44 protein-coding genes and 1 pseudogene are annotated in these 25,749 nt (G+C 51.5%); 6 read left to right on the top strand and 39 right to left on the bottom strand.

Features of this window, described 5'->3' with window-relative positions; all coding sequences use genetic code 11:
* The first annotated feature begins 296 nt into the window (after window positions 1-296).
* On the top strand, window positions 297-839 hold the full coding sequence (locus H5P17_RS24535) for a gamma carbonic anhydrase family protein (RefSeq protein WP_182825661.1): 543 nt from the start codon (window positions 297-299) through the stop codon (window positions 837-839).
* Between the two features lie 37 nt (window positions 840-876).
* Here H5P17_RS24535 and aroE read toward each other — a convergent pair whose 3' ends face one another.
* The 5 genes from aroE to dprA are packed head-to-tail and all read right to left on the bottom strand — an operon-like array spanning window position 877 to window position 4,421.
* A complete protein-coding gene (aroE, locus tag H5P17_RS24530; RefSeq protein WP_044554956.1) occupies window positions 877-1,695 on the bottom strand; it encodes a shikimate dehydrogenase in 819 nt (272 codons plus the stop codon).
* Window positions 1,696-1,706: 11 nt separating this feature from the next.
* Entirely contained in the window at window positions 1,707-2,276 is a 570-nt protein-coding gene (gene tsaC, locus H5P17_RS24525) for an L-threonylcarbamoyladenylate synthase type 1 TsaC (RefSeq protein ID WP_182825660.1), read from the bottom strand.
* Window positions 2,277-2,283: 7 nt separating this feature from the next.
* Window positions 2,284-2,829, bottom strand: coding sequence for a type I DNA topoisomerase (locus H5P17_RS24520; RefSeq protein ID WP_044554954.1), 546 nt, complete (start codon window positions 2,827-2,829; stop codon window positions 2,284-2,286).
* Window positions 2,830-2,854: 25 nt separating this feature from the next.
* The gene (gene smg, locus H5P17_RS24515; RefSeq protein WP_044554953.1) at window positions 2,855-3,328 is read right to left on the bottom strand and encodes a DUF494 family protein Smg; all 474 of its coding nucleotides are present in this window, start codon (window positions 3,326-3,328) and stop codon (window positions 2,855-2,857) included.
* Window positions 3,300-4,421, bottom strand: a complete 1,122-nt coding sequence (gene dprA / locus H5P17_RS24510) for a DNA-protecting protein DprA (RefSeq protein WP_182825659.1) — start codon at window positions 4,419-4,421, stop codon at window positions 3,300-3,302. The genes smg and dprA overlap by 29 nt, the downstream gene beginning before the upstream one ends.
* A 133-nt stretch (window positions 4,422-4,554) precedes the next feature.
* Between dprA and def the strand changes: the two genes are divergently transcribed.
* The 5 genes from def to mscL all read left to right on the top strand — a co-directional run bounded on the left by def (window position 4,555) and on the right by mscL (window position 9,404).
* Window positions 4,555-5,064, top strand: a complete 510-nt coding sequence (gene def, locus H5P17_RS24505) for a peptide deformylase (protein WP_020837223.1) — start codon at window positions 4,555-4,557, stop codon at window positions 5,062-5,064.
* Window positions 5,065-5,081: 17 nt separating this feature from the next.
* Window positions 5,082-6,026: a methionyl-tRNA formyltransferase gene (gene fmt / locus H5P17_RS24500; protein ID WP_182825658.1), complete on the top strand. Its 945-nt coding sequence runs from the start codon at window positions 5,082-5,084 to the stop codon at window positions 6,024-6,026.
* Between the two features lie 73 nt (window positions 6,027-6,099).
* Window positions 6,100-7,389, top strand: a complete 1,290-nt coding sequence (gene rsmB, locus H5P17_RS24495) for a 16S rRNA (cytosine(967)-C(5))-methyltransferase RsmB (RefSeq protein ID WP_182825657.1) — start codon at window positions 6,100-6,102, stop codon at window positions 7,387-7,389.
* Window positions 7,390-7,466: 77 nt separating this feature from the next.
* Window positions 7,467-8,843, top strand: coding sequence for a Trk system potassium transporter TrkA (trkA, locus tag H5P17_RS24490; protein WP_020837226.1), 1,377 nt, complete (start codon window positions 7,467-7,469; stop codon window positions 8,841-8,843).
* A 144-nt stretch (window positions 8,844-8,987) separates the two neighbouring features.
* The gene (mscL, locus tag H5P17_RS24485) at window positions 8,988-9,404 is read left to right on the top strand and encodes a large-conductance mechanosensitive channel protein MscL (protein WP_182825656.1); all 417 of its coding nucleotides are present in this window, start codon (window positions 8,988-8,990) and stop codon (window positions 9,402-9,404) included.
* A 57-nt stretch (window positions 9,405-9,461) separates the two neighbouring features.
* On the opposite strand, the gene H5P17_RS24480 is transcribed toward mscL, so the two are convergent.
* The 34 genes and pseudogenes from H5P17_RS24480 to tuf form a co-directional block, all read right to left on the bottom strand.
* On the bottom strand, window positions 9,462-9,668 hold the full coding sequence (locus H5P17_RS24480; protein WP_020837228.1) for an alternative ribosome-rescue factor A: 207 nt from the start codon (window positions 9,666-9,668) through the stop codon (window positions 9,462-9,464).
* Window positions 9,669-9,752: 84 nt separating this feature from the next.
* Window positions 9,753-10,184: a Zn(2+)-responsive transcriptional regulator gene (gene zntR / locus H5P17_RS24475; RefSeq protein ID WP_182825655.1), complete on the bottom strand. Its 432-nt coding sequence runs from the start codon at window positions 10,182-10,184 to the stop codon at window positions 9,753-9,755.
* On the bottom strand, window positions 10,184-10,558 hold the full coding sequence (locus tag H5P17_RS24470) for a DUF1992 domain-containing protein (protein ID WP_182825654.1): 375 nt from the start codon (window positions 10,556-10,558) through the stop codon (window positions 10,184-10,186). Before H5P17_RS24470 ends, zntR begins: the two co-directional genes overlap by 1 nt.
* Before the next feature lie 147 nt (window positions 10,559-10,705).
* Window positions 10,706-11,095: a 50S ribosomal protein L17 gene (gene rplQ, locus H5P17_RS24465; RefSeq protein WP_004929726.1), complete on the bottom strand. Its 390-nt coding sequence runs from the start codon at window positions 11,093-11,095 to the stop codon at window positions 10,706-10,708.
* A gap of 40 nt (window positions 11,096-11,135) precedes the next feature.
* The gene (gene rpoA / locus H5P17_RS24460) at window positions 11,136-12,125 is read right to left on the bottom strand and encodes a DNA-directed RNA polymerase subunit alpha (RefSeq protein WP_002919219.1); all 990 of its coding nucleotides are present in this window, start codon (window positions 12,123-12,125) and stop codon (window positions 11,136-11,138) included.
* Between the two features lie 25 nt (window positions 12,126-12,150).
* Entirely contained in the window at window positions 12,151-12,771 is a 621-nt protein-coding gene (gene rpsD / locus H5P17_RS24455; RefSeq protein WP_004951125.1) for a 30S ribosomal protein S4, read from the bottom strand.
* 30 nt (window positions 12,772-12,801) lie between these two features.
* Window positions 12,802-13,191, bottom strand: a complete 390-nt coding sequence (rpsK, locus tag H5P17_RS24450) for a 30S ribosomal protein S11 (RefSeq protein ID WP_004951128.1) — start codon at window positions 13,189-13,191, stop codon at window positions 12,802-12,804.
* 16 nt (window positions 13,192-13,207) lie between these two features.
* Entirely contained in the window at window positions 13,208-13,564 is a 357-nt protein-coding gene (gene rpsM / locus H5P17_RS24445) for a 30S ribosomal protein S13 (protein WP_020837231.1), read from the bottom strand.
* Window positions 13,565-13,710: 146 nt separating this feature from the next.
* A complete protein-coding gene (gene rpmJ, locus H5P17_RS24440) occupies window positions 13,711-13,827 on the bottom strand; it encodes a 50S ribosomal protein L36 (protein WP_002227352.1) in 117 nt (38 codons plus the stop codon).
* 33 nt (window positions 13,828-13,860) lie between these two features.
* The gene (gene secY / locus H5P17_RS24435) at window positions 13,861-15,192 is read right to left on the bottom strand and encodes a preprotein translocase subunit SecY (RefSeq protein ID WP_004929740.1); all 1,332 of its coding nucleotides are present in this window, start codon (window positions 15,190-15,192) and stop codon (window positions 13,861-13,863) included.
* Between the two features lie 7 nt (window positions 15,193-15,199).
* Entirely contained in the window at window positions 15,200-15,634 is a 435-nt protein-coding gene (rplO, locus tag H5P17_RS24430; protein WP_020837232.1) for a 50S ribosomal protein L15, read from the bottom strand.
* A gap of 3 nt (window positions 15,635-15,637) precedes the next feature.
* Window positions 15,638-15,817: a 50S ribosomal protein L30 gene (gene rpmD, locus H5P17_RS24425; protein ID WP_004956161.1), complete on the bottom strand. Its 180-nt coding sequence runs from the start codon at window positions 15,815-15,817 to the stop codon at window positions 15,638-15,640.
* Between the two features lie 6 nt (window positions 15,818-15,823).
* Window positions 15,824-16,324: a 30S ribosomal protein S5 gene (rpsE, locus tag H5P17_RS24420; protein ID WP_004956164.1), complete on the bottom strand. Its 501-nt coding sequence runs from the start codon at window positions 16,322-16,324 to the stop codon at window positions 15,824-15,826.
* A 14-nt stretch (window positions 16,325-16,338) separates the two neighbouring features.
* Complete coding sequence (gene rplR, locus H5P17_RS24415; RefSeq protein ID WP_020837234.1) at window positions 16,339-16,692, bottom strand: 50S ribosomal protein L18; 354 nt, start codon at window positions 16,690-16,692, stop codon at window positions 16,339-16,341.
* Window positions 16,693-16,701: 9 nt separating this feature from the next.
* Window positions 16,702-17,235 carry a 50S ribosomal protein L6 gene (gene rplF, locus H5P17_RS24410; protein WP_020837235.1) on the bottom strand — a complete coding sequence of 178 codons (534 nt, stop codon included), beginning with the start codon at window positions 17,233-17,235 and terminating at the stop codon, window positions 16,702-16,704.
* A 14-nt stretch (window positions 17,236-17,249) separates the two neighbouring features.
* Window positions 17,250-17,642, bottom strand: a complete 393-nt coding sequence (gene rpsH, locus H5P17_RS24405) for a 30S ribosomal protein S8 (protein ID WP_020837236.1) — start codon at window positions 17,640-17,642, stop codon at window positions 17,250-17,252.
* A 30-nt stretch (window positions 17,643-17,672) separates the two neighbouring features.
* A complete protein-coding gene (gene rpsN, locus H5P17_RS24400; RefSeq protein ID WP_041415050.1) occupies window positions 17,673-17,978 on the bottom strand; it encodes a 30S ribosomal protein S14 in 306 nt (101 codons plus the stop codon).
* Between the two features lie 13 nt (window positions 17,979-17,991).
* The gene (rplE, locus tag H5P17_RS24395; protein WP_020837238.1) at window positions 17,992-18,531 is read right to left on the bottom strand and encodes a 50S ribosomal protein L5; all 540 of its coding nucleotides are present in this window, start codon (window positions 18,529-18,531) and stop codon (window positions 17,992-17,994) included.
* 14 nt (window positions 18,532-18,545) lie between these two features.
* Window positions 18,546-18,860, bottom strand: a complete 315-nt coding sequence (gene rplX / locus H5P17_RS24390) for a 50S ribosomal protein L24 (protein WP_020837239.1) — start codon at window positions 18,858-18,860, stop codon at window positions 18,546-18,548.
* Between the two features lie 10 nt (window positions 18,861-18,870).
* A complete protein-coding gene (rplN, locus tag H5P17_RS24385; protein ID WP_020837240.1) occupies window positions 18,871-19,242 on the bottom strand; it encodes a 50S ribosomal protein L14 in 372 nt (123 codons plus the stop codon).
* Between the two features lie 166 nt (window positions 19,243-19,408).
* Entirely contained in the window at window positions 19,409-19,663 is a 255-nt protein-coding gene (gene rpsQ, locus H5P17_RS24380; protein ID WP_020837241.1) for a 30S ribosomal protein S17, read from the bottom strand.
* Entirely contained in the window at window positions 19,664-19,855 is a 192-nt protein-coding gene (gene rpmC / locus H5P17_RS24375) for a 50S ribosomal protein L29 (RefSeq protein WP_004951169.1), read from the bottom strand.
* Window positions 19,855-20,265 (bottom strand): 50S ribosomal protein L16, encoded by a 411-nt coding sequence (rplP, locus tag H5P17_RS24370; RefSeq protein WP_004951171.1) that lies wholly within the window; start codon window positions 20,263-20,265, stop codon window positions 19,855-19,857. Before rplP ends, rpmC begins: the two co-directional genes overlap by 1 nt.
* A gap of 12 nt (window positions 20,266-20,277) precedes the next feature.
* Window positions 20,278-20,976: a 30S ribosomal protein S3 gene (rpsC, locus tag H5P17_RS24365; protein WP_004951172.1), complete on the bottom strand. Its 699-nt coding sequence runs from the start codon at window positions 20,974-20,976 to the stop codon at window positions 20,278-20,280.
* 17 nt (window positions 20,977-20,993) lie between these two features.
* A complete protein-coding gene (gene rplV, locus H5P17_RS24360; protein WP_044554947.1) occupies window positions 20,994-21,326 on the bottom strand; it encodes a 50S ribosomal protein L22 in 333 nt (110 codons plus the stop codon).
* 14 nt (window positions 21,327-21,340) lie between these two features.
* A complete protein-coding gene (gene rpsS / locus H5P17_RS24355) occupies window positions 21,341-21,619 on the bottom strand; it encodes a 30S ribosomal protein S19 (protein WP_004929772.1) in 279 nt (92 codons plus the stop codon).
* A gap of 14 nt (window positions 21,620-21,633) precedes the next feature.
* On the bottom strand, window positions 21,634-22,458 hold the full coding sequence (gene rplB / locus H5P17_RS24350; protein WP_020837243.1) for a 50S ribosomal protein L2: 825 nt from the start codon (window positions 22,456-22,458) through the stop codon (window positions 21,634-21,636).
* A gap of 18 nt (window positions 22,459-22,476) precedes the next feature.
* Window positions 22,477-22,779 carry a 50S ribosomal protein L23 gene (gene rplW / locus H5P17_RS24345; RefSeq protein WP_004951179.1) on the bottom strand — a complete coding sequence of 101 codons (303 nt, stop codon included), beginning with the start codon at window positions 22,777-22,779 and terminating at the stop codon, window positions 22,477-22,479.
* On the bottom strand, window positions 22,776-23,381 hold the full coding sequence (gene rplD, locus H5P17_RS24340; protein ID WP_004929779.1) for a 50S ribosomal protein L4: 606 nt from the start codon (window positions 23,379-23,381) through the stop codon (window positions 22,776-22,778). Before rplD ends, rplW begins: the two co-directional genes overlap by 4 nt.
* A 10-nt stretch (window positions 23,382-23,391) precedes the next feature.
* Window positions 23,392-24,021 (bottom strand): 50S ribosomal protein L3, encoded by a 630-nt coding sequence (gene rplC, locus H5P17_RS24335; RefSeq protein WP_182825653.1) that lies wholly within the window; start codon window positions 24,019-24,021, stop codon window positions 23,392-23,394.
* Between the two features lie 32 nt (window positions 24,022-24,053).
* Window positions 24,054-24,365 (bottom strand): 30S ribosomal protein S10, encoded by a 312-nt coding sequence (gene rpsJ / locus H5P17_RS24330; protein WP_001181005.1) that lies wholly within the window; start codon window positions 24,363-24,365, stop codon window positions 24,054-24,056.
* 380 nt (window positions 24,366-24,745) lie between these two features.
* Window positions 24,746-25,210 (bottom strand): bacterioferritin, encoded by a 465-nt coding sequence (bfr, locus tag H5P17_RS24325; RefSeq protein ID WP_044554945.1) that lies wholly within the window; start codon window positions 25,208-25,210, stop codon window positions 24,746-24,748.
* A 75-nt stretch (window positions 25,211-25,285) separates the two neighbouring features.
* Window positions 25,286-25,480, bottom strand: a complete 195-nt coding sequence (bfd, locus tag H5P17_RS24320) for a bacterioferritin-associated ferredoxin (RefSeq protein ID WP_013814795.1) — start codon at window positions 25,478-25,480, stop codon at window positions 25,286-25,288.
* Between the two features lie 130 nt (window positions 25,481-25,610).
* Window positions 25,611-25,749: pseudogene (gene tuf / locus H5P17_RS24315) on the bottom strand (elongation factor Tu); the annotation flags it as partial.

Genomic DNA, 25,749 nt, shown 5'->3' with positions numbered 1-25,749 from the left:
CTTTCCTCTTTCAGAGTCAACCCCTAAATTTCAGGATTTTTTCTCTTCGAACCCCGGAGACTCTGTGAAGTTGTTCACATGTTCCGTGTCGATGGAGGCGCATTATAGGGATCCGAGTTTTTTGCACAACCCCTTTTTTGATCTTTTCTTTCCGTTCGCACACTTTTCAGCCCTTTCGGGTGGATCTTGCGCGATCAGCGCCATTTTCCTTAGGATCCGCCGCTTCAGTTGGTTGTAATTCCACCGCCAACGTCTAGTATTGCCGGTAAATATGATCCCGACGTGAGGCTATTACCATGTCCGATGCAGTGCGTTCTTATCTTCATTACTCTCCAAAACTGGGTCAACGCGTAATGATCGACCCTTCCAGCGTGGTGATCGGCAACGTTGAGCTGGCCGATGACGTCAGTATCTGGCCGCTGGTTGTCATCCGCGGCGATGTCAACGCGGTAAAGATCGGCTCACGCAGTAATATTCAGGATGGCAGCGTGCTGCACGTGACCCATAAGTCCGAACATAACCCCGAAGGTTACCCGTTGCTGATCGGGGAAGACGTGACCGTAGGCCACAAAGCCATGCTGCACGGCTGCGCCATAGGTAACCGGGTGCTGGTAGGGATGGGATCGATCCTGTTGGATGGTGCGGTAATAGAAGATGATGTGATGATTGGCGCCGGCAGCCTGGTGGCGCCGGGTAAACGTCTGGCGAGCGGTTATCTTTATATGGGGAGTCCGGCTCGTCAGGTTAGGCCATTGACTGCCGCTGAGTTGGAAGGGCTGCTTTACTCTTCTACTAACTATGTACGTTGGAAAGACGAATATTTGTCAGAAGACATCTGACAAGCGCCCGTTCCCTGACGAGAGAACGGGCATAAGGTTATGCCGCCAACTCGTGGCGCAGTTGGCGCAGTACTGGTTCTATTTCCGGCATCACACCATGCCACAACAGGAACGCATGCGCGGCCTGTCCCACCAGCATCCCTAACCCATCGGCATATTCTGTGGCACCCTGTTGCTGCGCCCAGGTCAGAAATGGCGTTAATCCCTGCTGATAAAACATGTCGTAGCAGCGTGTACGGCTATTAATAATGCCAACCGGCAATGCCGGGATCTCGCCGCTGATACCGGACGCCGTAGCGTTGATCACTAAATCGAACCCTTGTTGATCGAGTTGATCCAGAGGCAAGGCGCTGATTTCACCGAGGTGTTGAAAACTTTCTGCTAGCATTTGTGCTCGACTGAAAGTACGGTTGGTGATCGTCACCTCACAACCAAAAGACAGCAGCGGCAAGATTACGCCCCGTGCTGCGCCCCCTGCCCCCACCAGCAAAATGCGATCCTTTGGTTTGATCAGCCCTTGGCGATCCAGATCGGTCAGCAGGCCGATCCCGTCCGTATTGTCACCCAGTAACCCTCCGTCCGGCAGCATCTTTAGCGTATTGACAGCACCAGCCAGCGAGGCACGCTCGCTCAATTCAGACGCTGCCTCATAGGCATGTTCTTTAAAAGGTACCGTGACGTTCGCTCCCTGGCCACCAGCCTGAATGAACGCTTGCAGCGCCTTTTCGAAACCGTCCAGCGGCGCCAACACCGTACCATAGGGATGTTCTATACCGGTTTGAGCGGCAAACAACGCATGAATGCGCGGTGACTTACTGTGGCTGATAGGGTTACCGAATACCGCAAACTTCTCCATTCACATTACCTCTAGCCTTGACGGATCTGCTCGCCGGTCAGGGCATCTCTGATTTCTGAAGGATTAAGGCGGCCGCCGACGCTGCCTGCTAGCACCGGGAAAGCAGCGCCAAACTGCTGCTGTACCTCATCGGCGCTGCGGCAGGGCTCTTGTCCGCTGAGGTTAGCGCTGGTCGAGACCAGTGGTTTCCCGAACCCTCGGCAAAGCTGCTGAACCAGTGGATGATCGCTGACGCGTACCGCCAGAGAGGTGAAACGACCGGTCAACAAGCGCGATGTTTCCGCTCGGGCAGGTATGACCCAGGTAACCGGACCAGGCCAACTGGCAAAAATGGCTTCTCGCTGCCGTTCGCTCAGCGCACTGTCATCTATATAAGGCGCTAGCTGCTCATAGTCGGCGGCGATCAGGATCAGCCCTTTTTCCCAGGGGCGCTGTTTGAGGGCCAGCAGCGCATTTACCGCTTGTTCACTGTCGGGATCGCACCCCAAACCAAATACGGCTTCGGTGGGATAAGCGATCACTTGCTGACGATGCAGCGCGTCAAGAATGGGTGTAAAGAGGGAAGTGGTATCTGAGTTCATGGCGTCATTATTCTGTGGTTGCTACGGGTTTGCCGCAAAGCTTACTGGCACAGCAAAGGACTGGGCCTTTTGCCGAACGCTTTTCCATCAGCAACGGGTAGTGGCAGTACTCGCACTCACCGGCGACGGGTTTAAAATTGAGGACAAACTGACATTCAGGGTAGCGATCGCAGGCGTGGAAAACCTTGCCATAGCGCGATTTACGCTGCAGCAGTTTGCCCTGGCCACACTGCGGGCAGCTGATACTGGTTTCGTCCGGTTTATCGATGACCTCGGTGTGATCGCACTCCGGATAGTTGCTGCAACCGATAAACATACCGTAACGGCCCTGGCGCAATGCCAGCACCGCCTGGCATTTTGGGCATTCCTGCCCGTCCAACATCTTGACGATATGCCCATCGGCTTGCGCTTTTAGCGGTCGAATATGTTGGCACTCAGGATAACGGGAACAGCCGAGAAAAGGGCCGTGGCGACCACTGCGGATCACCAATTCGGCCCCACATTCCGGACAGGGTTCATTTTGCCTGGCGGCAAAAATCGCGGCTTTTGTCATAACTTCTTCTATATATGTTATCGGCTCAGTGCAGATAACCTTCGTTTACTTCGAATAACAGTTCTTCCATTTGCTGATAGGCGCTTTCATATCCAGGGATATTAAACAACACCATCAGCACCACCCATTTCAGATCTTCGAGATCGAATTCCGTATTATCCAAAGCCATAACACGATCGATAACCATTTCACGGGTTTCGAGGTTCAATACCTGAATCTGCTCCAGGAACAGGAGGAAACCACGGCAACCGGCATCCAAACGCACGCCTTCTTCTTCGGTGTAAATCCGCATGGCTAGCGGATCGGCATCCATAAAATAGGGCGCATTTTCGCCTTCCTGCAGGTCGGCAAGTTTTTCAAGCCAATTCAACGCGTTGTAGATATCTTCCCGATGAAACCCCGCCTGAGCGAGATCATCGGTCAGTTGATCCTGATCGACGCGCATCTCTGGTTCATTGTGGATATAAGTTTCAAACAAGTACATCAGTACGTCGAACATGGCCTGCCCTCCTTATTCGGACATAGCCGCCGGGTACAGCTGCGATCCACCCTGCTAACTCCAGATCGAGCAACTTGATTACTACCTCTGGCACAGGTTGGCCGGCACGTTCAGCGACGACGTCAACAGGTGTCACCTCATCTCCTACGTTAGCCAACACATCGGCAAATGGCAATTCAACTTCGGCTTCTGACGCACAAATAGTTGTATTTTCGTTCAACGACAGCCAATGCAGGCCGCTTCCCAGCTGCTCAGCGATCTCTTTCGGCCCGGTAACCAGGTAAGCACCTTGTTGGATCAACCAGTGTGTCCCCTCACTCATCGGGTTACCCAGCGCACCGGGCAAAGCGAAAACCTCACGCCCCTGATCCAGCGCACATCGCGCAGTAATCAGCGTTCCGCTACGCAGAGAGGCTTCAATCACCACTACCCCCAGACTTAGCCCACTGATGATGCGGTTACGGCGAGGAAAATGGTCTGGCATCGGCAAATCGGTGACCAAATATTCTGAGAGCAAAGCCCCGCCGCTATCAGCGATCTCTTCAGCCAGGCGGCGATGTCGGCGCGGATAGATATTGGCCAGGCCACTCCCCAGAACGGCAACCGTATGTCCTTCCGCCGCAAGTGCTGCGCGATGGCAGATGCTATCAATGCCAAGGGCCAACCCGCTGGTGACGGTAAACCCGCAGTGCACCAGACCGGTGGCAAAGTAATTGCCCCAGTGCTCACCGTAGTGGCTAAGCTGGCGACTGCCGACCATGGCGATTTGCGGCTGCTGCACCGCTTCCGGGTTGCCTTTGACCAGCAGCAGCAAGGGTGCATCGTCGATATGAAGCAACTGCTCTGGATAGCCGCTCTCACCATAGATCCACAAAAAATGGCCTGGCTGTTCCAGCCAGGCAAGCGTGGCGGCCAGATAACGTGGATCCGCCTGGCGAAACTGCGCCTGCTGCCGGGCGTTCAGTCCCAGTTCATGCAGCAAGCGCGAAGGTTCTCCGCCGGCCCAGACCAACTGCCGTATTATCTGGCTGGCTTGCAGCGCGCCAAGCCCAGTGACCCCGCGCATCCGTAAGCCAATTTCCTGTGCCTGCATCGCCTGTTCCCTCGCAAAAAATGGTGGTATTACCAATTCGAGCAATTGGTGCGCAATGCTGTCAATCAGGCCGGGAAATGTCTAGAATAGAAGCTAAACCTCGTTTATCACTCGGATACAGATCTCAAGATATATGTCAGTATTGCAGGTATTACATTACCCAGACGACCGGCTGCGCAAAGTTGCGGCCCCGGTAAAAGAAGTCAATGCGAATATCCAGCGCATCGTGGATGATATGTTTGAAACCATGTACGCAGAGGAAGGCATTGGCCTGGCTGCGACACAGGTGGATATCCATCAGCGCATTATCGTCATTGACGTTTCTGAAAACCGCGATCAGCGCCTGGTGCTGATCAACCCGGAGCTGCTGGAAAAAAGCGGTGAAACCGGGATCGAGGAAGGTTGCCTTTCCATTCCTGAGCAGCGTGCTCTAGTTCCGCGCGCCGCTAACGTAAAAATCAGAGCGCTGGATCGCGACGGCAAGCCTTTTGAGCTGGAAGCCGACGATCTGTTAGCCATCTGTATCCAGCACGAGATGGATCACCTGGTTGGCAAACTGTTCGTCGATTACCTGTCGCCACTCAAGCGCCAGCGTATCCGCCAGAAACTGGAAAAACTGGCCAAGTTTAACGCACGCGCCTAACCGATCAGGAAATCAACGTGTCTGACTCTTTACGGATTATTTTCGCCGGAACTCCAGACTTCGCAGCGCGTCACCTTGACGCGCTGTTGTCATCTGGGCACCAGATTGTCGGGGTCTTCACCCAGCCTGACCGCCCCGCCGGCCGCGGTAACAAACTGACGCCAAGCCCGGTCAAGGTTTTGGCCGAGCAGCATCAGTTACCGGTCTTTCAGCCAAAATCACTGCGCCCGGAAGAAAACCAGCACCTGGTGGCCGATCTCAACGCCGATGTGATGGTCGTCGTTGCTTATGGCCTGATCCTGCCAAAAGCGGTGCTGGATATGCCGCGACTCGGCTGCATCAACGTTCACGGTTCCCTGTTGCCACGCTGGCGCGGCGCGGCGCCGATCCAACGTTCACTCTGGGCCGGCGATAACGAAACTGGCATCACCATCATGCAGATGGACGTGGGTCTGGACACCGGCGATATGATGTACAAAATCGCCTGCCCAATTGAAGCCGATGACACCAGTGCCAGCCTGTATGACAAACTGGCGCAGCTCGGCCCGCAGGGCATGTTGACCACGCTGCAGCAAATGGCTGAAGGTTCGGCCAAACGTGAAGTGCAGGATGAATCGCTGGTCACCTACGCGGAGAAGCTGAGCAAAGAAGAAGCTCGCCTCGACTGGAGCCTGCCAGCCGTGCAGCTGGAACGCTGCATTCGTGCCTTTAACCCGTGGCCGGTCAGCTATTTCACCATTGACGATCAGCCGGTAAAAGTATGGCAAGCCACGGTGTTGGAACAAAACGCCAACGCGGAACCCGGCACCATCGTTCATGCCGACAAACACGGCATTCAGGTGGCTACCGTCGAAGGTATCCTTAACCTGACTCAGCTGCAGCCCGCGGGCAAAAAACCCATGTCGGCACAGGATCTGCTGAACTCACGTCGTGAATGGTTTACACCGGGTAACCGGTTATAAGTCGCCCTCACTGCCCGGCCGATAATCGCCGGGCTGTTTCTTTCTTAATGCCGATCGCTACCCGCTTTAGCCTATGAAAAACAACTACAATCTCCGAAGCATCGCAGCCAAAGCCATCGGCCAGGTGCTGGATCAGGGCCAGTCTCTCAGTACTGTCTTACCGCCACTGCAAAAATCCATTTCTGACAAAGACCGCGCTCTGCTGCAGGAGTTATGCTTCGGCACCCTGCGCGTGCTGCCGCAGTTGGAGTGGTGCATTCAGCAATTGATGGCCAAGCCAATGACCGGCAAACAGCGCACGCTGCACTATTTACTAATGGTCGGCCTGTACCAACTGCTGTATACCCGCATCCCTGCTCATGCAGTGCTGGCGGAAACGGTAGAAGGCGCCGTCGCGCTGAAACGGCCGCAGCTTAAAGGGCTGATCAACGGCGTATTGCGTCAGTTCCAACGACAGCAGGAAGAATTGCTGCAGCGCGCCGCCAATAATGACAGCCGCTATCTGCACCCAAGCTGGCTCTTGAAGCGTGTCCAGCAAGCCTACCCCGCGCAGTGGGAACAAATCGTCGATGCCAATAATCAGAAACCACCGATGTGGCTGCGTGTCAGCCGACTTCACCACACACGTGAAGATTATCTGCAACTGATGGCGCAGGCGGGTATTGCCGCCGAACCCCATACCGAATATCGCGATGCAATACGCCTGCTGGCGCCATGCGCCGTTACCGACCTGCCGGGGTTTGCCGACGGCTGGGTTACCGTGCAGGATGCTTCCGCTCAGGGTTGTGTCGATCTGCTGGATCCGCAAGACGGAGAACAGATCCTCGATCTGTGTGCGGCTCCCGGTGGTAAAACTACCCATATTCTGGAAGCGGCGCCCAAAGCTCATGTGATGGCGGTCGATATCGATGAACAACGTCTGAGCCGGGTCAAAGAAAACCTGCACCGCCTGCGTTTGCATGCCGAAGTGAAGCAAGGTGATGGTCGTACGCCGCAAGACTGGTGTGGCGATAGGCAGTTCGACCGCATTTTGCTGGATGCTCCATGCTCCGCCACCGGTGTGATCCGCCGCCATCCGGACATTAAATGGTTACGTCGTGACAGTGATATCGCTGAGCTGGCCGCGCTACAGGCCGAGATTATCGAAGCCATTTGGCCACGACTCAAAAAGGGCGGCGTGATGGTATATGCTACCTGCTCAATTTTGCGGGCAGAGAACGCTGAGCAGATTAGCGCTTTCCTCCAGCGCCATCCCGAAGCTCGTCTGGTTGAGACCGGCGATGAACAGCAGCCTGGCCGACAGAATCTTCCCCATCCAGAGGATGGAGATGGCTTCTTTTACGCTAAGCTGATTAAAATGTAGCTATTCAGTACTCAGGGCGCGGCTGTTGCGCCCTTTCAGAAAACCTTCAGCGGTTTCAGTGTGAAGCAGAGAAGCGAATGAAAATAATTATTCTTGGTGCCGGTCAGGTTGGTGGAACACTGGCGGAAAACCTGGTGGGCGAAAACAACGACATTACCGTCGTGGATACCGACTCTGGCCGTCTGCGTCAGTTGCAGGATAAGTTCGACCTGCGGGTTGTTCAGGGCTACGGTTCCCATCCTCGCGTGCTGCGAGAAGCAGGCGCAGAAGATGCCGATATGCTGGTTGCGGTCACTAACTCTGACGAAACCAATATGATTGCCTGTCAGATTGCCTATTCGCTGTTTAATACGCCGAACCGAATCGCCCGTATCCGCGCGCCTGAATATATCCGCGAATCAGAGAAGCTGTTTCAGCCTGAAGCGGTGCCCATCGACCACTTGATCTCGCCTGAACAGCTGGTTATCGATTACATCTATAAATTAATTGAATACCCTGGCGCATTGCAGGTGGTGAACTTTGCAGAAGGCAAAGTCAGCATCGCTGCGGTAAAAGCCTATTACGGTGGCCCGTTAGTGGGCAATGCCCTGTCTTCCATGCGCGAGCATATGCCGCATATCGATACCCGCGTTGCCGCTATATTCCGCCAGGATCGACCGATTCGTCCACAGGGATCCACCATTATCGAAGCCGGTGACGAGGTGTTCTTTGTTGCCGCTTCACAGCATATCCGTGCGGTAATGAGTGAGCTGCAACGGCTGGAAAAACCCTATAAACGGATCATGATTGTCGGCGGCGGTAACGTTGGTGCAGGCCTGGCACAGCGGCTGGAGAAATCCTACAACGTGAAGCTGATCGAACGTAACCAGCAACGCGCCACGGAGCTAGCCGAACAGCTACATGACACCATCGTGTTCTATGGAGATGCCTCTGATCAGGAGTTGTTGGCAGAAGAACATGTTGATCAGGTGGATGTTTTTATCGCCATTACCAATGATGACGAAGCGAACATTATGTCGGCCATGCTAGCCAAACGCATGGGCGCCAAAAAGGTGATGGTGTTGATTCAGCGCCGTGCCTATGTTGATCTGGTGCAGGGCAGCGTCATCGATATTGCCATTTCCCCTCAGCAAGCCACGATCTCAGCGTTGCTGGGCCACGTACGTAAAGCAGATATCGTCAGCGTTTCATCGCTACGGCGCGGCGTGGCAGAGGCTATCGAAGCCATTGCCCACGGTGACGAAAGCACGTCAAAAGTGGTTGGCCGCATCGTTGAGGATATTAAATTACCGCCAGGCACCACCATTGGCGCCATTGTGCGCGGCGATGACGTAATTATTGCCAATGGCAGCAGCAAAATCGAACAGGGCGATCACGTCATTATGTTTATAACCGATAAAAAGTTCGTGCCTGACGTTGAACGTTTGTTCCAGCCAAGTCCATTCTTCCTGTAGAACGAATTAATTGTCCCATGGTCTATAATCAGGTTGATATTCGTTGCCGTGGGTAAGAAGAGATAAAAACTTTTCTCTGCTTATTGTGGCAAAGGGAAATTGCTTTGTTAAACTTGTGTTATTAATTTCTTTGAGGGGTGTTCTATGAGTATGCTGAAAGAGTTCCGCGAATTTGCCATGCGTGGCAACGTGGTCGACCTGGCTGTCGGTGTGATTATCGGTGCTGCCTTCGGTAAAATCGTATCTTCATTCGTTGCCGATATCATCATGCCACCGCTTGGTTTACTGATTGGCGGTGTAGATTTCAAGCAGTTCCACCTGGTATTACGGGAAGCTCAGGGTGCGGTTCCAGCCGTCGTGATGAACTATGGTTCTTTCATTCAGACCGTTTTTGATTTCGTTATTGTCGCTTTCGCTATCTTCCTGGCCATTAAATTAATGAACAGAATGCGTCGCAAGCAGGCGGAAGAGCCGGCAGCCCCTCCGGCACCGACTGCGGAAGAAAAACTGCTGACTGAAATTCGTGATTTACTGAGCCATCAGCAGCAACCAAAACTGTAAATCAGTTAATCCTGCACGAATAAAAAGCCATCTTAATCAGATGGCTTTTTTAATGCCTTAAAACCAGAAGGCCAGTGGTAAATTATCGTTTGATAGTTTGCCACTGGCCTCCCAGTTACCGCCTTTTGCGTGTTTATCTTTACGCCGGTAGCTGCCTTTCCCTTTGGTATTTTTCTCTACTCTTTGGCGGAACAGCGGATCATGCAACAGTGCCTCAATGGCATTGTCCTGGATCTTACCTTTAGTGTGTCGGTATTGGGTCATGGTAATTCACCTTATTTGTCTATGGTTATAAAACGAGAAGATAATACTGCCAGCAGTATAAAAATTAAAGGGCCGGCAAGCTTGTCAGGTGCCTTTTTTCACTTTTTCATCGCTAGCGCCCTGTTCCAGCGCTTCCAGAATCGAACAATAATTGCTGGTGTGTGCGCTTCCGCAGCAGGCATCACTAAGGCGCTTTAGCGACTCACGCATCCGCATTAGCTCCTTAAGCTTGTTCTCTACTTCGCTCAGACGCGCATCGACAATCGACTTCGACTCCTGGCAGGTATGATGCTCAGGATCCACGCGGATCGACAGCAGTTCGGCAATGGTTTCCAATGTAAAGCCCAACTGTTTGGCATAACGGATAAAGCGTAGCCTCTGCAGGTCCTGATCGCTGTACAAGCGATAACCGCCTTCGGTACGGATGTTATGATCCATCATTCCCTGCTTTTCATAGTAGCGCACGGTATCCGGCGTTACGTCGGCAAGCTTTGCCAGTTGCCCTATCTTAAACATCACTCTTCCTCCGGTGATAATTTGCCGCTCAATGCTCTTTGATATTCACCGTGTAAAAAATCAGTGCTCATTCCTGCCTGACGAAGGCGGTGCTCTAACAGGGCCATTCGCTTGCCAAGTTCGGCATAGTCTGGATGTTTGCTATCAATTCCCTGTAGCAAACGGGCAATATTCAAAGCCTCTTTACGATCTTCGAGCTCGGCAGGTAAATAGCCGGCATTTTTTAGCAGGCGAAAACCTGTCCGCAATTCAGCAGGCACGGCACTGTCATCATCCAACACCAGTGGCTGCCCCTGGCCACGCAAGTTATCTAACTCACCTTTCGCCTGTGCATCAAGAATATGGCGCTCCGCCCACTGGTCAAGTAGCCACATAACATACTCTCTCAACTGACCTGATGAATAGCATTAGCATAGCGGATAGGGAGGGGGATCTTAAGCCTGGCGGGGAAAGAACGCACGTTTGGCTGATTATGGACGTAAAAAAACCGGGCAAGCCCGGTTTTTTTACGCGTCCACAGATTACTCTGCAGTTGCTACTTCTGCTTGAGACTCAGCACGATCAACCAGCTCGATGTATGCCATCGGCGCGTTGTCGCCTGCGCGGAAGCCACACTTCAGAATGCGAGTGTAACCACCGGCACGGCTCGCGAAACGCGGGCCCAGCTCGTTAAACAGTTTTGCCACGATCTCGTTATCACGAGTACGGGCGAATGCCAGACGACGATTAGCTACGCTGTCGGTCTTGGCAAGAGTAATCAGCGGCTCAACAACGCGACGCAGCTCTTTCGCTTTTGGCAAGGTCGTCTTGATGATCTCATGACGAACCAAAGAGCCGGCCATGTTACGGAACATAGCCTGGCGATGGCTGCTGTTACGGTTCAGTTGACGACCACTCTTACGATGGCGCATGACCTTATCCTTCTCAGTAAAACCTTAACCTGTGATCCGGTTACTCGTCAGCAATGCTTGCCGGTGGCCAATTTTCCAGGCGCATGCCCAGAGAAAGTCCACGGGAGGCCAGCACGTCTTTAATCTCAGTAAGAGATTTTTTACCCAGGTTCGGCGTTTTCAGCAACTCAACCTCGGTACGCTGTACCAGATCACCGATGTAGTGGATAGCTTCTGCCTTGAGGCAGTTAGCAGAGCGGACAGTCAATTCCAGATCGTCAACAGGGCGCAGCAGGATCGGATCGAACTCTGGTTTTTCTTCTTTAACTTCCGGTTGACGTACATCACGCAAGTCAACGAAGGCTTCAAGTTGTTCGGCCAGGATGGTTGCCGCACGGCGGATCGCCTCTTCAGGATCGATCGTGCCATTGGTTTCCATTTCGATTACCAGCTTGTCCAGGTCAGTACGCTGTTCTACACGCGCTGCTTCAACATTGTAGGCAATACGCTCTACAGGGCTATAGCATGCGTCAACCAACAGACGACCGATCGGGCGCTCATCTTCTTCCGAATGAATTCGGGCAGAAGCCGGCACATAACCACGACCACGTTGAACTTTGATACGCATGCTGATAGCAGCGTTCTCATCGGTCAGGTGGCAGATCACGTGCTGAGGCTTGACGATTTCGACATCACCATCATGGGTAATGTCGGCAGCGGTCACAGGGCCAATGCCAGATTTATTCAGGGTAAGAATAACTTCATCTTTGCCTTGAACTCTCACCGCCAGCCCTTTCAGGTTGAGCAGGATCTCCAGGATATCTTCCTGTACGCCTTCTTTGGTGCTGTACTCGTGCAGTACACCATCAATCTCAACCTCGGTCACCGCGCAACCCGGCATAGATGAAAGCAGAATACGGCGCAGTGCGTTGCCAAGAGTATGGCCAAAGCCACGCTCTAAAGGCTCAAGGGTCACCTTGGCGTGCGTCGAACTGACTTGCTCGATATCTACCAGGCGCGGTTTTAGAAACTCTGTCACAGAACCCTGCATTGTGTCCTCTCTTTGGTACTAAGCCTTACTTGGAGTAAAGCTCGACGATCAGGTGTTCGTTAATGTCCGCAGACAGATCGGTACGTTCAGGCATACGCTTGAACACGCCTTCCATCTTAGCAGCATCAACTTCAAGCCAAGTCGGCTTTTCACGCTGCTCAGCCAGCTCCAGAGAAGCTTTAACACGAGATTGCTTTTTAGCCTTCTCGCGGATGCTGACTACGTCATTCGGAGATACCTGATAAGAAGCGATGTTAACAACGCGACCATTTACCATAATTGCTTTGTGGCTAACCAACTGACGTGACTCTGCACGAGTAGCGCCGAAGCCCATACGGTAAACAACGTTGTCCAGACGACCTTCCAGCAGTTGCAACAGGTTTGCACCGGTGTTGCCCTTCAGGCGTGCTGCTTCTTTGTAATAGTTACGGAATTGACGCTCCAGAACACCGTACATACGGCGAACTTTTTGCTTCTCACGTAACTGTACACCATAGTCAGACAGACGCGGTTTACGCGCACCGTGTTGACCAGGCGGTTGCTCAATTTTACACTTGGTATCGATCGCGCGAACGCCAGACTTCAGGAACAAGTCTGTGCCCTCACGGCGGCTAAGCTTGAGCTTAGGACCCAAATATCTTGCCATTTTCTTTCTCCAACTAACCTAAAAGCAGCGTTATACGCGACGCTTTTTCGGCGGACGACAACCGTTGTGAGGGATAGGAGTCACATCAGTAATGTTAGTGATGCGGAAACCTGCGGCGTTCAGTGCACGAATAGTTGATTCGCGACCCGGACCCGGTCCCTTAACCATAACTTCCAGGTTCTTGATACCGTATTCTTTTACTGCGTCAGCACAACGCTCGGCTGCAACCTGAGCTGCAAACGGAGTTGACTTACGAGAACCACGGAAACCAGAACCACCGGCAGTTGCCCAACCCAATGCGTTACCCTGACGATCGGTAATAGTCACAATGGTGTTGTTGAAAGAAGCATGGACATGAGCCACGCCGTCAGAGACTTGCTTTCTTACACGCTTACGTGTACGAACAGGTGCCTTTGCCATTATTCAATCACCCTGATTATTTCTTGATCGGTTTACGCGGACCCTTACGGGTACGTGCGTTGGTCTTCGTACGCTGACCGCGAACTGGCAGACCACGACGATGACGCAAACCACGGTATGTACCAAGATCCATCAGACGCTTGATGCTCAGGGTAACTTCACGACGCAAATCACCTTCTACAGTGAATTTGGCGACTGCTTCACGCAGCTGTTCAATTTGCTCTTCAGACAGCTCACTGATCTTAACATGTTCAGCAATACCCGTAGCTGCACAGATAGACTGTGAGCGGGTTTTACCGATTCCGAAGATCGACGTTAAGGCGATTACGGTATGTTTATGATCAGGAATGTTAATGCCTGCTATACGGGCCACTATGCACTCCTACTATTTTATACGGCAACACCATTCTGAAAAGCCCGTTTTCAGGATACTCAAATAATGTTGCAGCTACATACAAAAGATTGGCTGGCTAATCTAGCCAGCTCAACCCAACTTTGCAAGAAAAATATGCGAGATAATCAGCCTTGACGCTGTTTATGCTTCGGCTCGGCGCTGCAAATCACACGAACGACACCGTTACGCTTAACGATTTTGCAGTTACGACATAATTTCTTGACGGAAGCACGAACTTTCATTTTTACTCTCCGTAACTTCTCAAACGCACCTGATTAGCGGTTATAGCCTTTCAGGTTTGCTTTCTTCAATGCAGACTCGTACTGACTTGACATCATCAGAGTTTGCACTTGAGCCATAAAGTCCATGATGACGACAACCACGATCAGTAGCGAGGTACCACCAAAGTAGAATGGTACTTTCATTGCATCACGCATGAACTCCGGGATCAGGCAGATGAAAGTAATGTACATCGCGCCCACCAGGGTTAAACGCGTCATTACTTTATCGATGTACTTCGCCGTTTGCTCTCCCGGACGAATTCCTGGTACGAAGGCACCGGACTTCTTCAGGTTATCTGCTGTCTCACGCGGGTTGAAAACCAACGCCGTGTAAAAGAAACAGAAGAAGATGATTGCAGACGCATAGAGTAACACATAAAGCGGTTGCCCTGGCTGCAAATACAGCGAAATCGTTGTCAGCCAGTTCCAACCGGTACCGCCCCCAAACCATGATGCAATCGTGGCCGGGAACAGAATAATGCTGGAAGCGAAGATTGCCGGGATGACCCCTGCCATGTTCACTTTCAACGGTAAGTGTGTGCTCTGTGCTGCATAAACACGACGACCTTGTTGACGTTTCGCATAGTTAACGACGATACGACGTTGACCACGTTCGATGAAAACAACGAAGAAGGTTACTGCAAACACTAATACTGCAACCAACAGCAACAGGAGGAAGTGCAGGTCGCCTTGCCGGGCTTGCTCAATAGTATGGGCCACTGCCGGCGGAAGTCCCGCTACAATACCTGCGAAGATAATGATCGAGATACCGTTGCCGATACCGCGCTCAGTAATCTGTTCGCCCAGCCACATCAGGAACATTGTCCCGGTCACCAGACTCACTACAGCAGTAAAGTAGAATGCAAAGCCTGGGTTTAACACCAGACCCTGCATACCAGGCATATTCGGCAGACCGGTAGCAATACCGATCGACTGGAATATGGCCAACACCAGCGTACCGTAGCGGGTGTACTGGCTAATCTTGCGACGGCCAGCCTCCCCTTCTTTCTTAATTTCTGCTAACGCTGGATGAACCACCGTTAACAGCTGGATAATGATCGACGCCGAAATATACGGCATGATCCCCAGAGCAAAGATAGAAGCACGGCTGAGGGCACCACCAGAGAACATGTTAAACATTTCAATGATAGTGCCTCTCTGCTGCTCAAGCAATTTGGCAAGCACAGTGGCATCGATACCAGGAATCGGAATAAAAGAGCCGATACGGAAGACAATCAGCGCGCCGATGACAAACAAAAGTCTGCGCTTCAGCTCGCCGAGCCCGCCTTTAGCACTTTGAAAATCTAATCCTGGTTGCTTAGCCATCTGCTACTTATTCCTCAATTTTACCGCCAGCAGCTTCGATAGCAGCACGAGCGCCTTTGGTGACACGCAGACCACGCAGGGTAACCGGACGAGCGATTTCGCCAGAAAGCATAACTTTCGCGAATTCGATCTGGGTACCAACAACGTTAGCGGCTTTCAGCGTGTTCAGGTCGATTACGTCGCCTTCAACAAGAGCCAGCTCAGACAGACGAACTTCTGCCGTGATCATAGCTTTGCGAGAGGTGAAGCCGAATTTCGGCAAACGACGATATAAAGGCATCTGACCACCTTCAAAACCACGACGTACGCCACCGCCAGAACGTGAGTTCTGACCTTTGTGACCACGACCAGCGGTTTTACCCAGGCCAGAACCAATACCACGACCTACACGCTTCGGCGCATGCTTGGCACCTTCAGCCGGAGACAGAGTATTTAAACGCATCTGTTACTCCTCAACTTTAACCATGTAGGAAACCAGGTTGATCATACCGCGTACAGCAGGAGTATCCTCGCGCTCTACGGTGTGACCAATACGACGCAGACCCAGACCGAGCAGTGTAGCTTTATGCTTCGGCAGACGGCCAATGGAACTGCGAACTTGTGTTACTTTGATAGTCTTAGCCATGGTCAATTACCCCAGAATGTCTGCAACGGATTTACCACGCTTGGCAGCGACCATTTCAGGGGACTTCATATTTGCCAAAGCATCAATAGTTGCACGAACCACGTTGATCGGGTTGGTGGAACCATAAGCTTTAGCCAATACGTTGTGCACCCCAGCGACTTCCAGGACGGCGCGCATTGCACCACCGGCAATAATACCGGTACCTTCGGAAGCCGGCTGCATGAACACACGGGAACCCGTATGAGCACCTTTAACAGGGTGCTGCAGGGTGCCGCTGTTCAGCGCGACATTCATCATGTTGCGACGGGCTTTTTCCATCGCTTTCTGGATCGCTGCCGGAACTTCGCGTGCTTTGCCGTAGCCAAAACCAACGCGACCGTTACCATCACCAACTACTGTCAGTGCGGTAAAGCTGAAAATACGGCCACCTTTTACGGTTTTAGATACGCGGTTTACCGCGATCAGCTTTTCCTGCAGTTCGCCAGCTTGTTTTTCGATGTGAGCCATCTTAAACCTCTTCCTTAGAACTGAAGGCCAGCTTCACGGGCAGCATCTGCCAGTGCCTGGACTCGACCATGATATTGGAAACCGGAACGGTCAAAGGAAACTTTAGAGATCCCTTTTTCCAACGCGCGCTCAGCCAGAGTCTTACCTACGGCAGCTGCTGCGTCTTTGTTACCGGAATACTTCAGTTGCTCAGTGATAGCTTTTTCTAAAGTAGAAGCGGCTACCAGTACTTCAGAACCGTTTGGAGCAATTACCTGTGCGTAAATGTGACGCGGGGTACGATGTACCACCAGGCGGGTTGCACCCAGTTCTTTGAGCTTACGGCGTGCGCGGGTCGCACGACGGATACGAGCAGATTTCTTATCCATAGTGTTACCTTACTTCTTCTTAGCCTCTTTGGTACGCACGACTTCGTCGGCGTAACGGACACCCTTGCCTTTGTAAGGCTCAGGACGGCGGTAGGCACGCAGATCTGCAGCAACCTGGCCAATAACTTGTTTATCAGCGCCTTTCAGCACGATTTCAGTTTGGCTTGGGCATTCAGCAGTAATACCTGCTGGCAGCTGGTGATCGACCGGGTGAGAGAAGCCTAAGGCTAAATTCACCACGTTGCCTTTAACAGCAGCACGATAACCAACACCTACCAGTTGAAGCTTCTTGGTGAAGCCTTCGGTAACACCAACTACCATTGCGTTCAGCAGAGCGCGCGTAGTACCCGCTTGGGCCCAGGCGTTAGCAAAACCTTCGCGCGGAGCGAAAGTCAGTGCGTTAGCTTCTTGCTTCACTTCAACGGCGTCGTGGACAGTACGAGTCAGCTCGCCGTTCTTACCCTTAATCGAAATAACCTGACCGTTGAGTTTTACCTCTACGCCGGCAGGAATGACGACGGGTGCTTTTGCAACACGAGACATTCTTTCCTCCCGAATTAAGCTACGTAGCAGATAATCTCGCCACCAAGACCTGCTTGGCGAGCTGCACGATCGGTCATAACACCTTTAGAGGTAGATACAACAGCGATACCCAAACCGGCCATAACTTTTGGCAGCTCATCTTTTTTCTTATAGATGCGCAGACCTGGACGGCTGATTCGCTGAATGCTTTCTACCACTGCCTTGCCCTGGAAGTACTTCAGTACCAGTTCCAGAACAGGCTTGGCGTCGCCTTCGATTTTGAAATCTTCAATAAAACCTTCTTCCTTCAGCAGGTTGGCAATTGCCACTTTCAGCTTGGAGGAAGGCATGGTGACCGCAACTTTGTTCGCGGCTTGACCGTTACGGATACGGGTCAGCATATCCGCGATCGGATCTTGCATGCTCATCTGTCTTTACTCCCGTGATTCAATTGGTAATTACCAGCTAGCCTTTTTCAAGCCAGGTACTTCACCGCGCATAGCGGCTTCACGTAACTTGATACGGCTCAACCCGAATTTGCCCACATAACCATGTGGACGGCCAGTTTGGCGGCAGCGCTTACGCTGACGAGACGGGCTGGAATCACGCGGCAGAGTTTGCAGCTTGAGAACAGCATCCCAACGTTCTTCGTCGGAAGAGTTCACACCAGAAATGATAGCTTTCAGTTCCTCGCGTTTTGCGCGGTACTTTTCAGCCAGTTTCACGCGAACGACTTCGCGTGCTTTCATTGATTGCTTAGCCATCAGTAACCCTGCCTTACTTACGGAACGGGAAGTTAAAAGCAGCCAACAGCGCGCGGCCTTCATCATCAGATTTCGCAGTAGTGGTAATGGTAATATCCAAGCCACGAACGCGATCGACTTTGTCGTAGTCGATTTCTGGGAAGATGATTTGCTCACGCACACCCATGCTGTAGTTACCACGGCCATCGAATGACTTAGCGGACAAGCCACGGAAGTCACGGATACGTGGAACAGCAATGGAAATCAGACGCTCAAAGAACTCCCACATGCGCTCGCCACGCAGAGTTACTTTACAGCCGATCGGATAGCCCTGGCGGATTTTGAAGCCTGCAACAGATTTGCGGGCTTTGGTGATGAACGGTTTTTGACCGGAGATAGCTGCCAGATCAGCTGCTGCGTTATCCAGCAGTTTCTTGTCAGCGATCGCTTCACCAACACCCATATTCAGGGTGATCTTCTCGACCCGAGGGACTTGCATGACAGAAGCGTAGCTAAACTCAGTCATGAGTTTTTTAACTACTTCGTCTTTGTAGTAATCATGCAGTTTCGCCATCGTATTACTCCAAATTACTTGATAGTTTCGCTGTTAGACTTGAAGAAACGGACTTTTTTGCCGTCTTCGAATCTAAAGCCTACACGGTCAGCCTTACCGGTAGCCGTGTTGAAGAGAGCAATGTTAGAAACCTGAATTGCAGCTTCTTTTTCAACAATGCCACCTGGTTGGTTCAGGGCCGGAACCGGCTTCTGATGTTTCTTAACCAGGTTGATACCTTCAACAATGACCTTGCCAGCAGACAGGACATTTTTTACTTTACCGCGTTTACCTTTGTCTTTCCCGGTAAGCACGATAACTTCGTCATCACGACGGATTTTCGCTGCCATGGTTCGCTCCTTAGAGTACTTCTGGTGCCAGAGAGATAATTTTCATGAACTTCTCATTACGCAGTTCACGAGTTACCGGCCCAAAAATACGCGTACCGATAGGTTGCTCGCTGTTATTGTTTAAAATAACGCATGCATTACCATCGAAGCGAATGACAGAACCGTCCGGGCGACGTACACCCTTCTTGGTGCGCACCACTACCGCCTTCAGCACATCGCCTTTCTTCACCTTACCGCGAGGAATTGCTTCCTTGATGGTAATTTTGATGACGTCGCCGATGCCTGCGTAGCGACGGTGCGAGCCACCTAGAACCTTGATACACATTACGCGACGTGCACCGGAGTTGTCGGCCACGTTCAGCATAGTCTGTTCTTGGATCATGTTAGTGCTCCGCTAATGTCAACTACAACTTTAGGACCTATTACTAGGTCGTTGAAAAGCCCCATAACCGAGGGCGCAGCATTATAACACCGCTTCCAGAGTATGGGTAGAAAAAATAAACGGCTCATTTTCTGAGCCGTTTATTAAGTTAGAGCCAGCTACTCTATTACAGAATCGCTTTCTCTACAACGCGAACCAACGTCCAAGACTTAGTCTTAGACAGTGGACGGCATTCGCGGATTTCTACCACGTCACCGATACCACATTCGTTGTTCTCGTCATGTACGTGCAGCTTGGTCGTACGCTTGATGAATTTCCCGTAGATCGGGTGCTTCACCGTGCGCTCGATAGCAACAACCATGGATTTCTCCATTTTGTCACTAACAACACGACCCTGCAGAGTACGGATAATATCAGTCATTTACACACCCGCCTTTTCAGTCAGTAAAGTCTTAACGCGTGCGACATTACGACGCACTTGTTTCAACAGGTGAGTTTGTTGCAGCTGGCCACTTGCCGCCTGCATGCGCAAGTTGAATTGCTCACGCAGCAGGTTGAGCAGCTCAGTGTTCAGCTCTTCAACGCTTTTTTCACGCAGCTCTTGTGCTTTCATTACATCACCGTCTTAGTTACAAAGGTGGTTTTGATCGGCAATTTAGCTGCAGCCAGCTTGAATGCCTCACGGGCGACCTCTTCTGGTACACCGTCCATTTCGTACAGGACTTTCCCAGGTTGGATCAGGGCAACCCAATACTCCACGTTACCCTTACCTTTACCCATACGCACTTCGAGCGGCTTCTCGGTAATTGGTTTGTCCGGGAATACACGGATCCAAATTTTACCTTGACGCTTAACTGCACGAGTCATTGCACGACGAGCTGCTTCGATTTGACGAGCAGTCAGACGGCCACGGCCAACAGCTTTCAGACCGAAAGTGCCGAAGCTAACATCCGTACCCTGCGCCAGACCACGGTTGCGGCCTTTGTGCATCTTACGGAATTTTGTACGCTTTGGTTGTAACATCAGCGACTCTCCTTACTTGCGGCCTTTACGCTGCTGCTTTTTAGGTTGAGCAGCCGGTTCCGGTTGTTCAACTGCAGCCATACCACCCAGGATCTCACCTTTGAAGATCCATACCTTAACGCCGATTACACCATAAGTGGTGTGCGCTTCAGATGTGTTGTAATCGATATCCGCACGCAGTGTGTGCAACGGAACACGACCTTCACGGTACCATTCGGTACGCGCGATTTCAGCACCGCCAAGACGGCCGCTTACTTCAACTTTGATACCTTTAGCGCCAAGACGCATTGCGTTCTGTACAGCACGCTTCATAGCACGACGGAACATAACGCGACGTTCCAGCTGTGAAGTGATGCTGTCAGCAACCAATTTAGCGTCAAGTTCCGGTTTACGGACTTCGGCGATGTTAATTTGCGCAGGAACGCCAGCGATATCCGCTACGACCTTACGCAGTTTTTCGACATCTTCGCCTTTCTTGCCGATAACGATGCCTGGACGAGCAGTGTGAATAGTCACACGGATGCTCTTCGCAGGACGCTCGATAACGATGCGAGAAACGGAAGCTTTCGCCAGTTCCTTAATCAGGAATTGACGAACTTTAAAGTCGCTGTCCAGGTTGTCAGCGAATTCTTTGGTATTCGCATACCAAGTAGAGTTCCAAGGTTTGACAATACCCAGGCGAATACCATTAGGATGTACTTTCTGACCCATTGCTAGTCTCCAGAGTCTCAGCGATCGGACACAACCACAGTAATGTGGCTGGTGCGCTTCAGGATGCGATCTGCACGACCTTTTGCACGCGGCATAATGCGCTTCATGCTTGGGCCTTCGTCTACGAAGATTTTCGTGACTTTCAGATCATCGATGTCAGCGCCATCGTTGTGTTCTGCGTTAGCAATGGCAGACTCCAGCACTTTCTTAACCAGACCAGCAGCTTTCTTGTTGGTGTAGTTCAGAGTTTCCAGAGCTTGCGACACTTTCTTACCGCGGATCAGGTCTGCAACAAGGCGAACCTTCTGAGCAGAAGAACGAGCGTGGCGATGTTTAGCGATAGTTTCCATCTCTTCCTCCTACCTTAGCGCTTTTTAGCTTTTTTATCAGCCGCATGGCCGCGATAAGTACGAGTCGGCGCGAATTCACCCAGTTTGTGACCGACCATTTCATCGGAAACGAACACTGGTACGTGCTGACGACCATTATGGACAGCGATGGTCAAACCGATCATGTTAGGAAAGATCGTTGAACGACGGGACCAAGTGCGCAAAGGCTTCTTGTCACCGCTTTCCACCGCTTTCTCTACCTTCTTCAGCAAGTGCAGGTCAATAAAAGGACCTTTCTTGAGAGAACGTGGCATGGCTTATCCTCTAATTATTTTTTGCTACGGCGACGTACGATGAACTTATCAGTACGCTTGTTGCTACGGGTCTTCTTACCTTTGGTCTGAACGCCCCACGGGGTTACCGGGTGCTTACCAAAGTTACGACCTTCACCACCACCGTGCGGGTGATCTACCGGGTTCATCGCCGTACCGCGAACGGTAGGACGAACACCACGCCAACGTGCAGCACCTGCTTTACCCAGAACGCGAAGCATATGTTCAGCGTTACCGACTTCACCCAGGGTGGCGCGGCAATCAACTGGAACTTTACGCATTTCGCCTGAGCGCAGACGCAGAGTTACGTAGGAACCATCACGTGCAACGATCTGAACGTAGGCACCAGCAGAACGAGCCATCTGCCCGCCTTTACCTGGTTTCATTTCTACGTTGTGAACCGTTGAACCCACTGGGATGTTGCGCATTGGCAGGGTGTTACCTACCTTGATTGCAGCATCAACGCCAGATTGGATCTGGTCACCAGCTTTCAGGCCTTTCGGCGCCAGGATGTAACGGCGTTCGCCGTCTTTGTACAGAACCAGCGCGATGTTCGCGGAACGGTTCGGATCGTACTCCAGACGCTCAACCACTGCAGCCACACCGTCTTTGTTGCGTTTGAAGTCAACCAGACGATAATGTTGCTTGTGGCCACCACCGATATGACGGGTGGTGATACGGCCATTGTTGTTACGACCACCGCTTTTGCTCAGTTTCTCAAGCAGCGGGGCATAAGGTTTACCCTTGTGCAGCTCAGGGTTAACCACTTTAACAACGTGGCGACGACCCGGAGATGTAGGTTTACATTTAACAATTGCCATTGTTCTTACTCCTCCGACTTACTCTGCGCCGCCGATGAAGTCCAGGTTCTGGCCTTCTTTCAGGGTGACGTAAGCTTTTTTCCAGTCGCTACGACGACCAACACGCTGACCGTGACGTTTCACTTTCCCTTTAACTACCAGGGTGTTCACGTCTTCGACTTCGACTTCAAACAGTTTCTGCACTGCAGCTTTGATTTCTGCTTTGGTCGCGTCTTTGGCAACTTTGAGTACGATGGTGTTGCTTTTTTCCATCGCAGCGGATGCTTTTTCAGATACGTGCGGTGCACGCAGCACTTTCAGCAAACGTTCTTCACGGATCATGCCAGCATCTCCTCAACTTGCTTCACAGCATCAGCAGTCATAACCACTTTGTCGAAGGCGATCAGGCTAACCGGGTCGATACCTGCTACATCGCGCACGTCAACCTTGTACAGGTTGCGAGCAGCCAGGAACAGATTTTCATCCAGTTCACCGGTCACGATCAGCACATCTTCCAGAGCCATATCTTTCAGTTTCTGTGCCAGCAGCTTAGTTTTAGGCGCTTCTACAGAGAACTTCTCGACAACGATCAGACGATCTTGACGTACCAGTTCGGACAGGATGCTTTTCAGCGCGCCGCGGTACATCTTTTTGTTTACTTTCTGACTGTGGTCCTGAGGCTTAGCAGCAAAGGTCACGCCACCTGAACGCCAGATCGGGCTCTTTACAGAACCTGAACGCGCACGGCCGGTACCTTTCTGGCGCCACGGTTTTTTACCGGAACCAGTCACTTCAGCGCGGGTCTTCTGAGCACGGGTACCTTGACGGGCACCTGCTGCATAAGCAACAACAACCTGGTGTACCAGCGCTTCGTTGAAATCACGACCGAAGGTAGTTTCGGAAACAGTCAGCGCGCTTTGCGCGTCTTTCAATACTAATTCCATTGCTATCCCCTTACGCCTTCACAGCTGGTTTAACGATCAGGTTGCCACCGGTTGCGCCCGGTACAGCACCCTTAACCAGCAGCAGGTTGCGCTCAGCGTCAACACGTACTACGTCCAGGCTTTGAACGGTTACACGCTCGTCACCCAGGTGGCCAGCCATTTTCTTGCCTTTGAACACTTTGCCCGGAGTCTGGTTCTGACCGATAGAACCCGGAACGCGGTGAGACAAGGAGTTACCGTGGGTAGCATCTTGGGTACGGAAGTTCCAGCGTTTAACTGTGCCAGCAAAACCTTTACCTTTAGAAGTACCGGTAACATCGACTTTTTTAACTTCAGCGAAGATTTCTACGCTGATGTTTTGACCTGTAGTGAACTCTTCACCTTCTGCAAGGCGGAATTCCCACAGACCACGGCCAGCTTCAACGCCAGCTTTAGCGAAATGGCCCGCTTCCGGTTTGGTTACACGGTTAGCTTTTTTGCTACCAGTGGTAACCTGAACGGCACGGTACCCGTCGTTAGCCAGGTCTTTAACCTGAGTCACGCGGTTCGCTTCAATTTCAATCACGGTTACTGGGATAGAAACGCCATCTTCAGTGAAGATACGAGTCATGCCCACTTTTTTACCGACTAAACCAATCATTGTTTCAACCTCTCAATCGCTCAATGACCTGATTAACCCAGGCTGATCTGCACGTCTACACCGGCAGCCAGATCCAGACGCATCAGAGCATCAACGGTTTTCTCGGTTGGCTCAACGATGTCAACCAGACGCTTGTGAGTGCGAATCTCGTACTGATCACGCGCGTCTTTGTTAACGTGCGGAGAGATCAGAACGGTAAAGCGCTCTTTGCGAGTTGGCAGCGGGATCGGACCACGGACTTGCGCACCAGTGCGCTTTGCAGTCTCGACGATTTCCGCGGTTGATTGATCGATAAGACGATGATCAAACGCTTTCAGGCGGATACGGATTCTTTGGTTCTGCATGAGACCAGAGCTCCAATTATTTATAAACGTAAATAATTACTCCTCACACCCATTTCGATTGATGGGGGAGTGTAATCGTCAACATATAACCCCCATATCGGGAGTATTGTTCGAAGAGCAGAAAGTCCTGCCTATCGACTGATTCGCTAAAATCAGGCTTACCAAGATTAGGTAAGCCCGCGCATTATACGCAAAACAGAGCGAGAAGCAAGGCGCAGATGGAAATATGCTCAGGATATCGGCATTTTTTAGCAGCGGGTGGCTAACGAGTGAAAACCGAGGGGAAATTCGTCAGGCTAGGACAAGGCTTTGTCGCTGCTCCCCTGCCCTGCCGGAGAAACTCATGCCGGCAGAGGAACATCGTTATTCAAGTGAGTAAACTACAACTGAGCTTGCGCGTAGTTCTGGATACCCAGCCGCGCGATCAAATCCAGTTCGGTTTCCAGCCAGTCGATATGCTCTTCTTCATCTGCGAGAATTTCTATCATCAAGTCGCGGCTGACATAGTCGTGGATAGAATCGGCATAGGCGATACCCTCACGCAGATTCTTGGCGCCGTCCAATTCCAGAGCCAGATCCGAACGCAACATTTCTTCGATATCTTCGCCAATGTTCAGCTTGCCGAGATCCTGCAAATTCGGCAGGCCTTCCAGAAACAGGATACGCTCGATGTAACGATCTGCATGCTTCATTTCGTCGATCGACTCGTGGTATTCCTTCTCATTGAGGCGCGTCAGCCCCCAGTTTTTGAACATTCGGGCGTGCAGGAAATATTGATTGATGGCAACCAGCTCGTTTCCGAGCAGTTTGTTGAGGTGAGCAATGATCTTTTTATCGCCTTTCATAGGTAACTCCTCCTGGCCAGTTCTAAAAGTGTAGAAGCTGTAAGCCAAGAGTCAAAAAAATAACCTTACCTTTAGTTAGGCAACTTCGTGCATTGGAATAATGGTTCCGCTTTCCTCCACCATAATCTGTCTTGCCTGACGAATGCATTTTCCGCAATCGGTACCAATCGGCACAAGTTCACGCAGTTGTTTCATGGTATGCGGGTTGTGCTGACGCACGGCTTTACGGATCGCTTTGTCAGTCACGGCATTACACAGACATACGTACATAAGAGACTCACTTCTTAACCAATCTTGTAAGTCTAAATAGGAATGCTTTTTATTTCAATTAAGATTTGACCAAATTGCATAAAAAAAGGGCACCGAAGTGCCCTCTTTTGTGTCGAAAAATTATTCGCGATTAAGCGATAACTTTAGCAACAACACCAGCGCCAACGGTACGGCCGCCTTCACGGATTGCGAAACGCAGGCCGTCGTCCATCGCGATTGGGTGGATCAGGGTAACAACCATGTTCACGTTGTCACCTGGCATTACCATT

Source organism: Serratia sp. OS31 (genome assembly GCF_014164835.1).
GTDB classification, from domain to species: domain Bacteria; phylum Pseudomonadota; class Gammaproteobacteria; order Enterobacterales; family Enterobacteriaceae; genus Serratia; species Serratia liquefaciens_A.
This window is presented reverse-complemented; position numbering and strand designations above follow the sequence as displayed.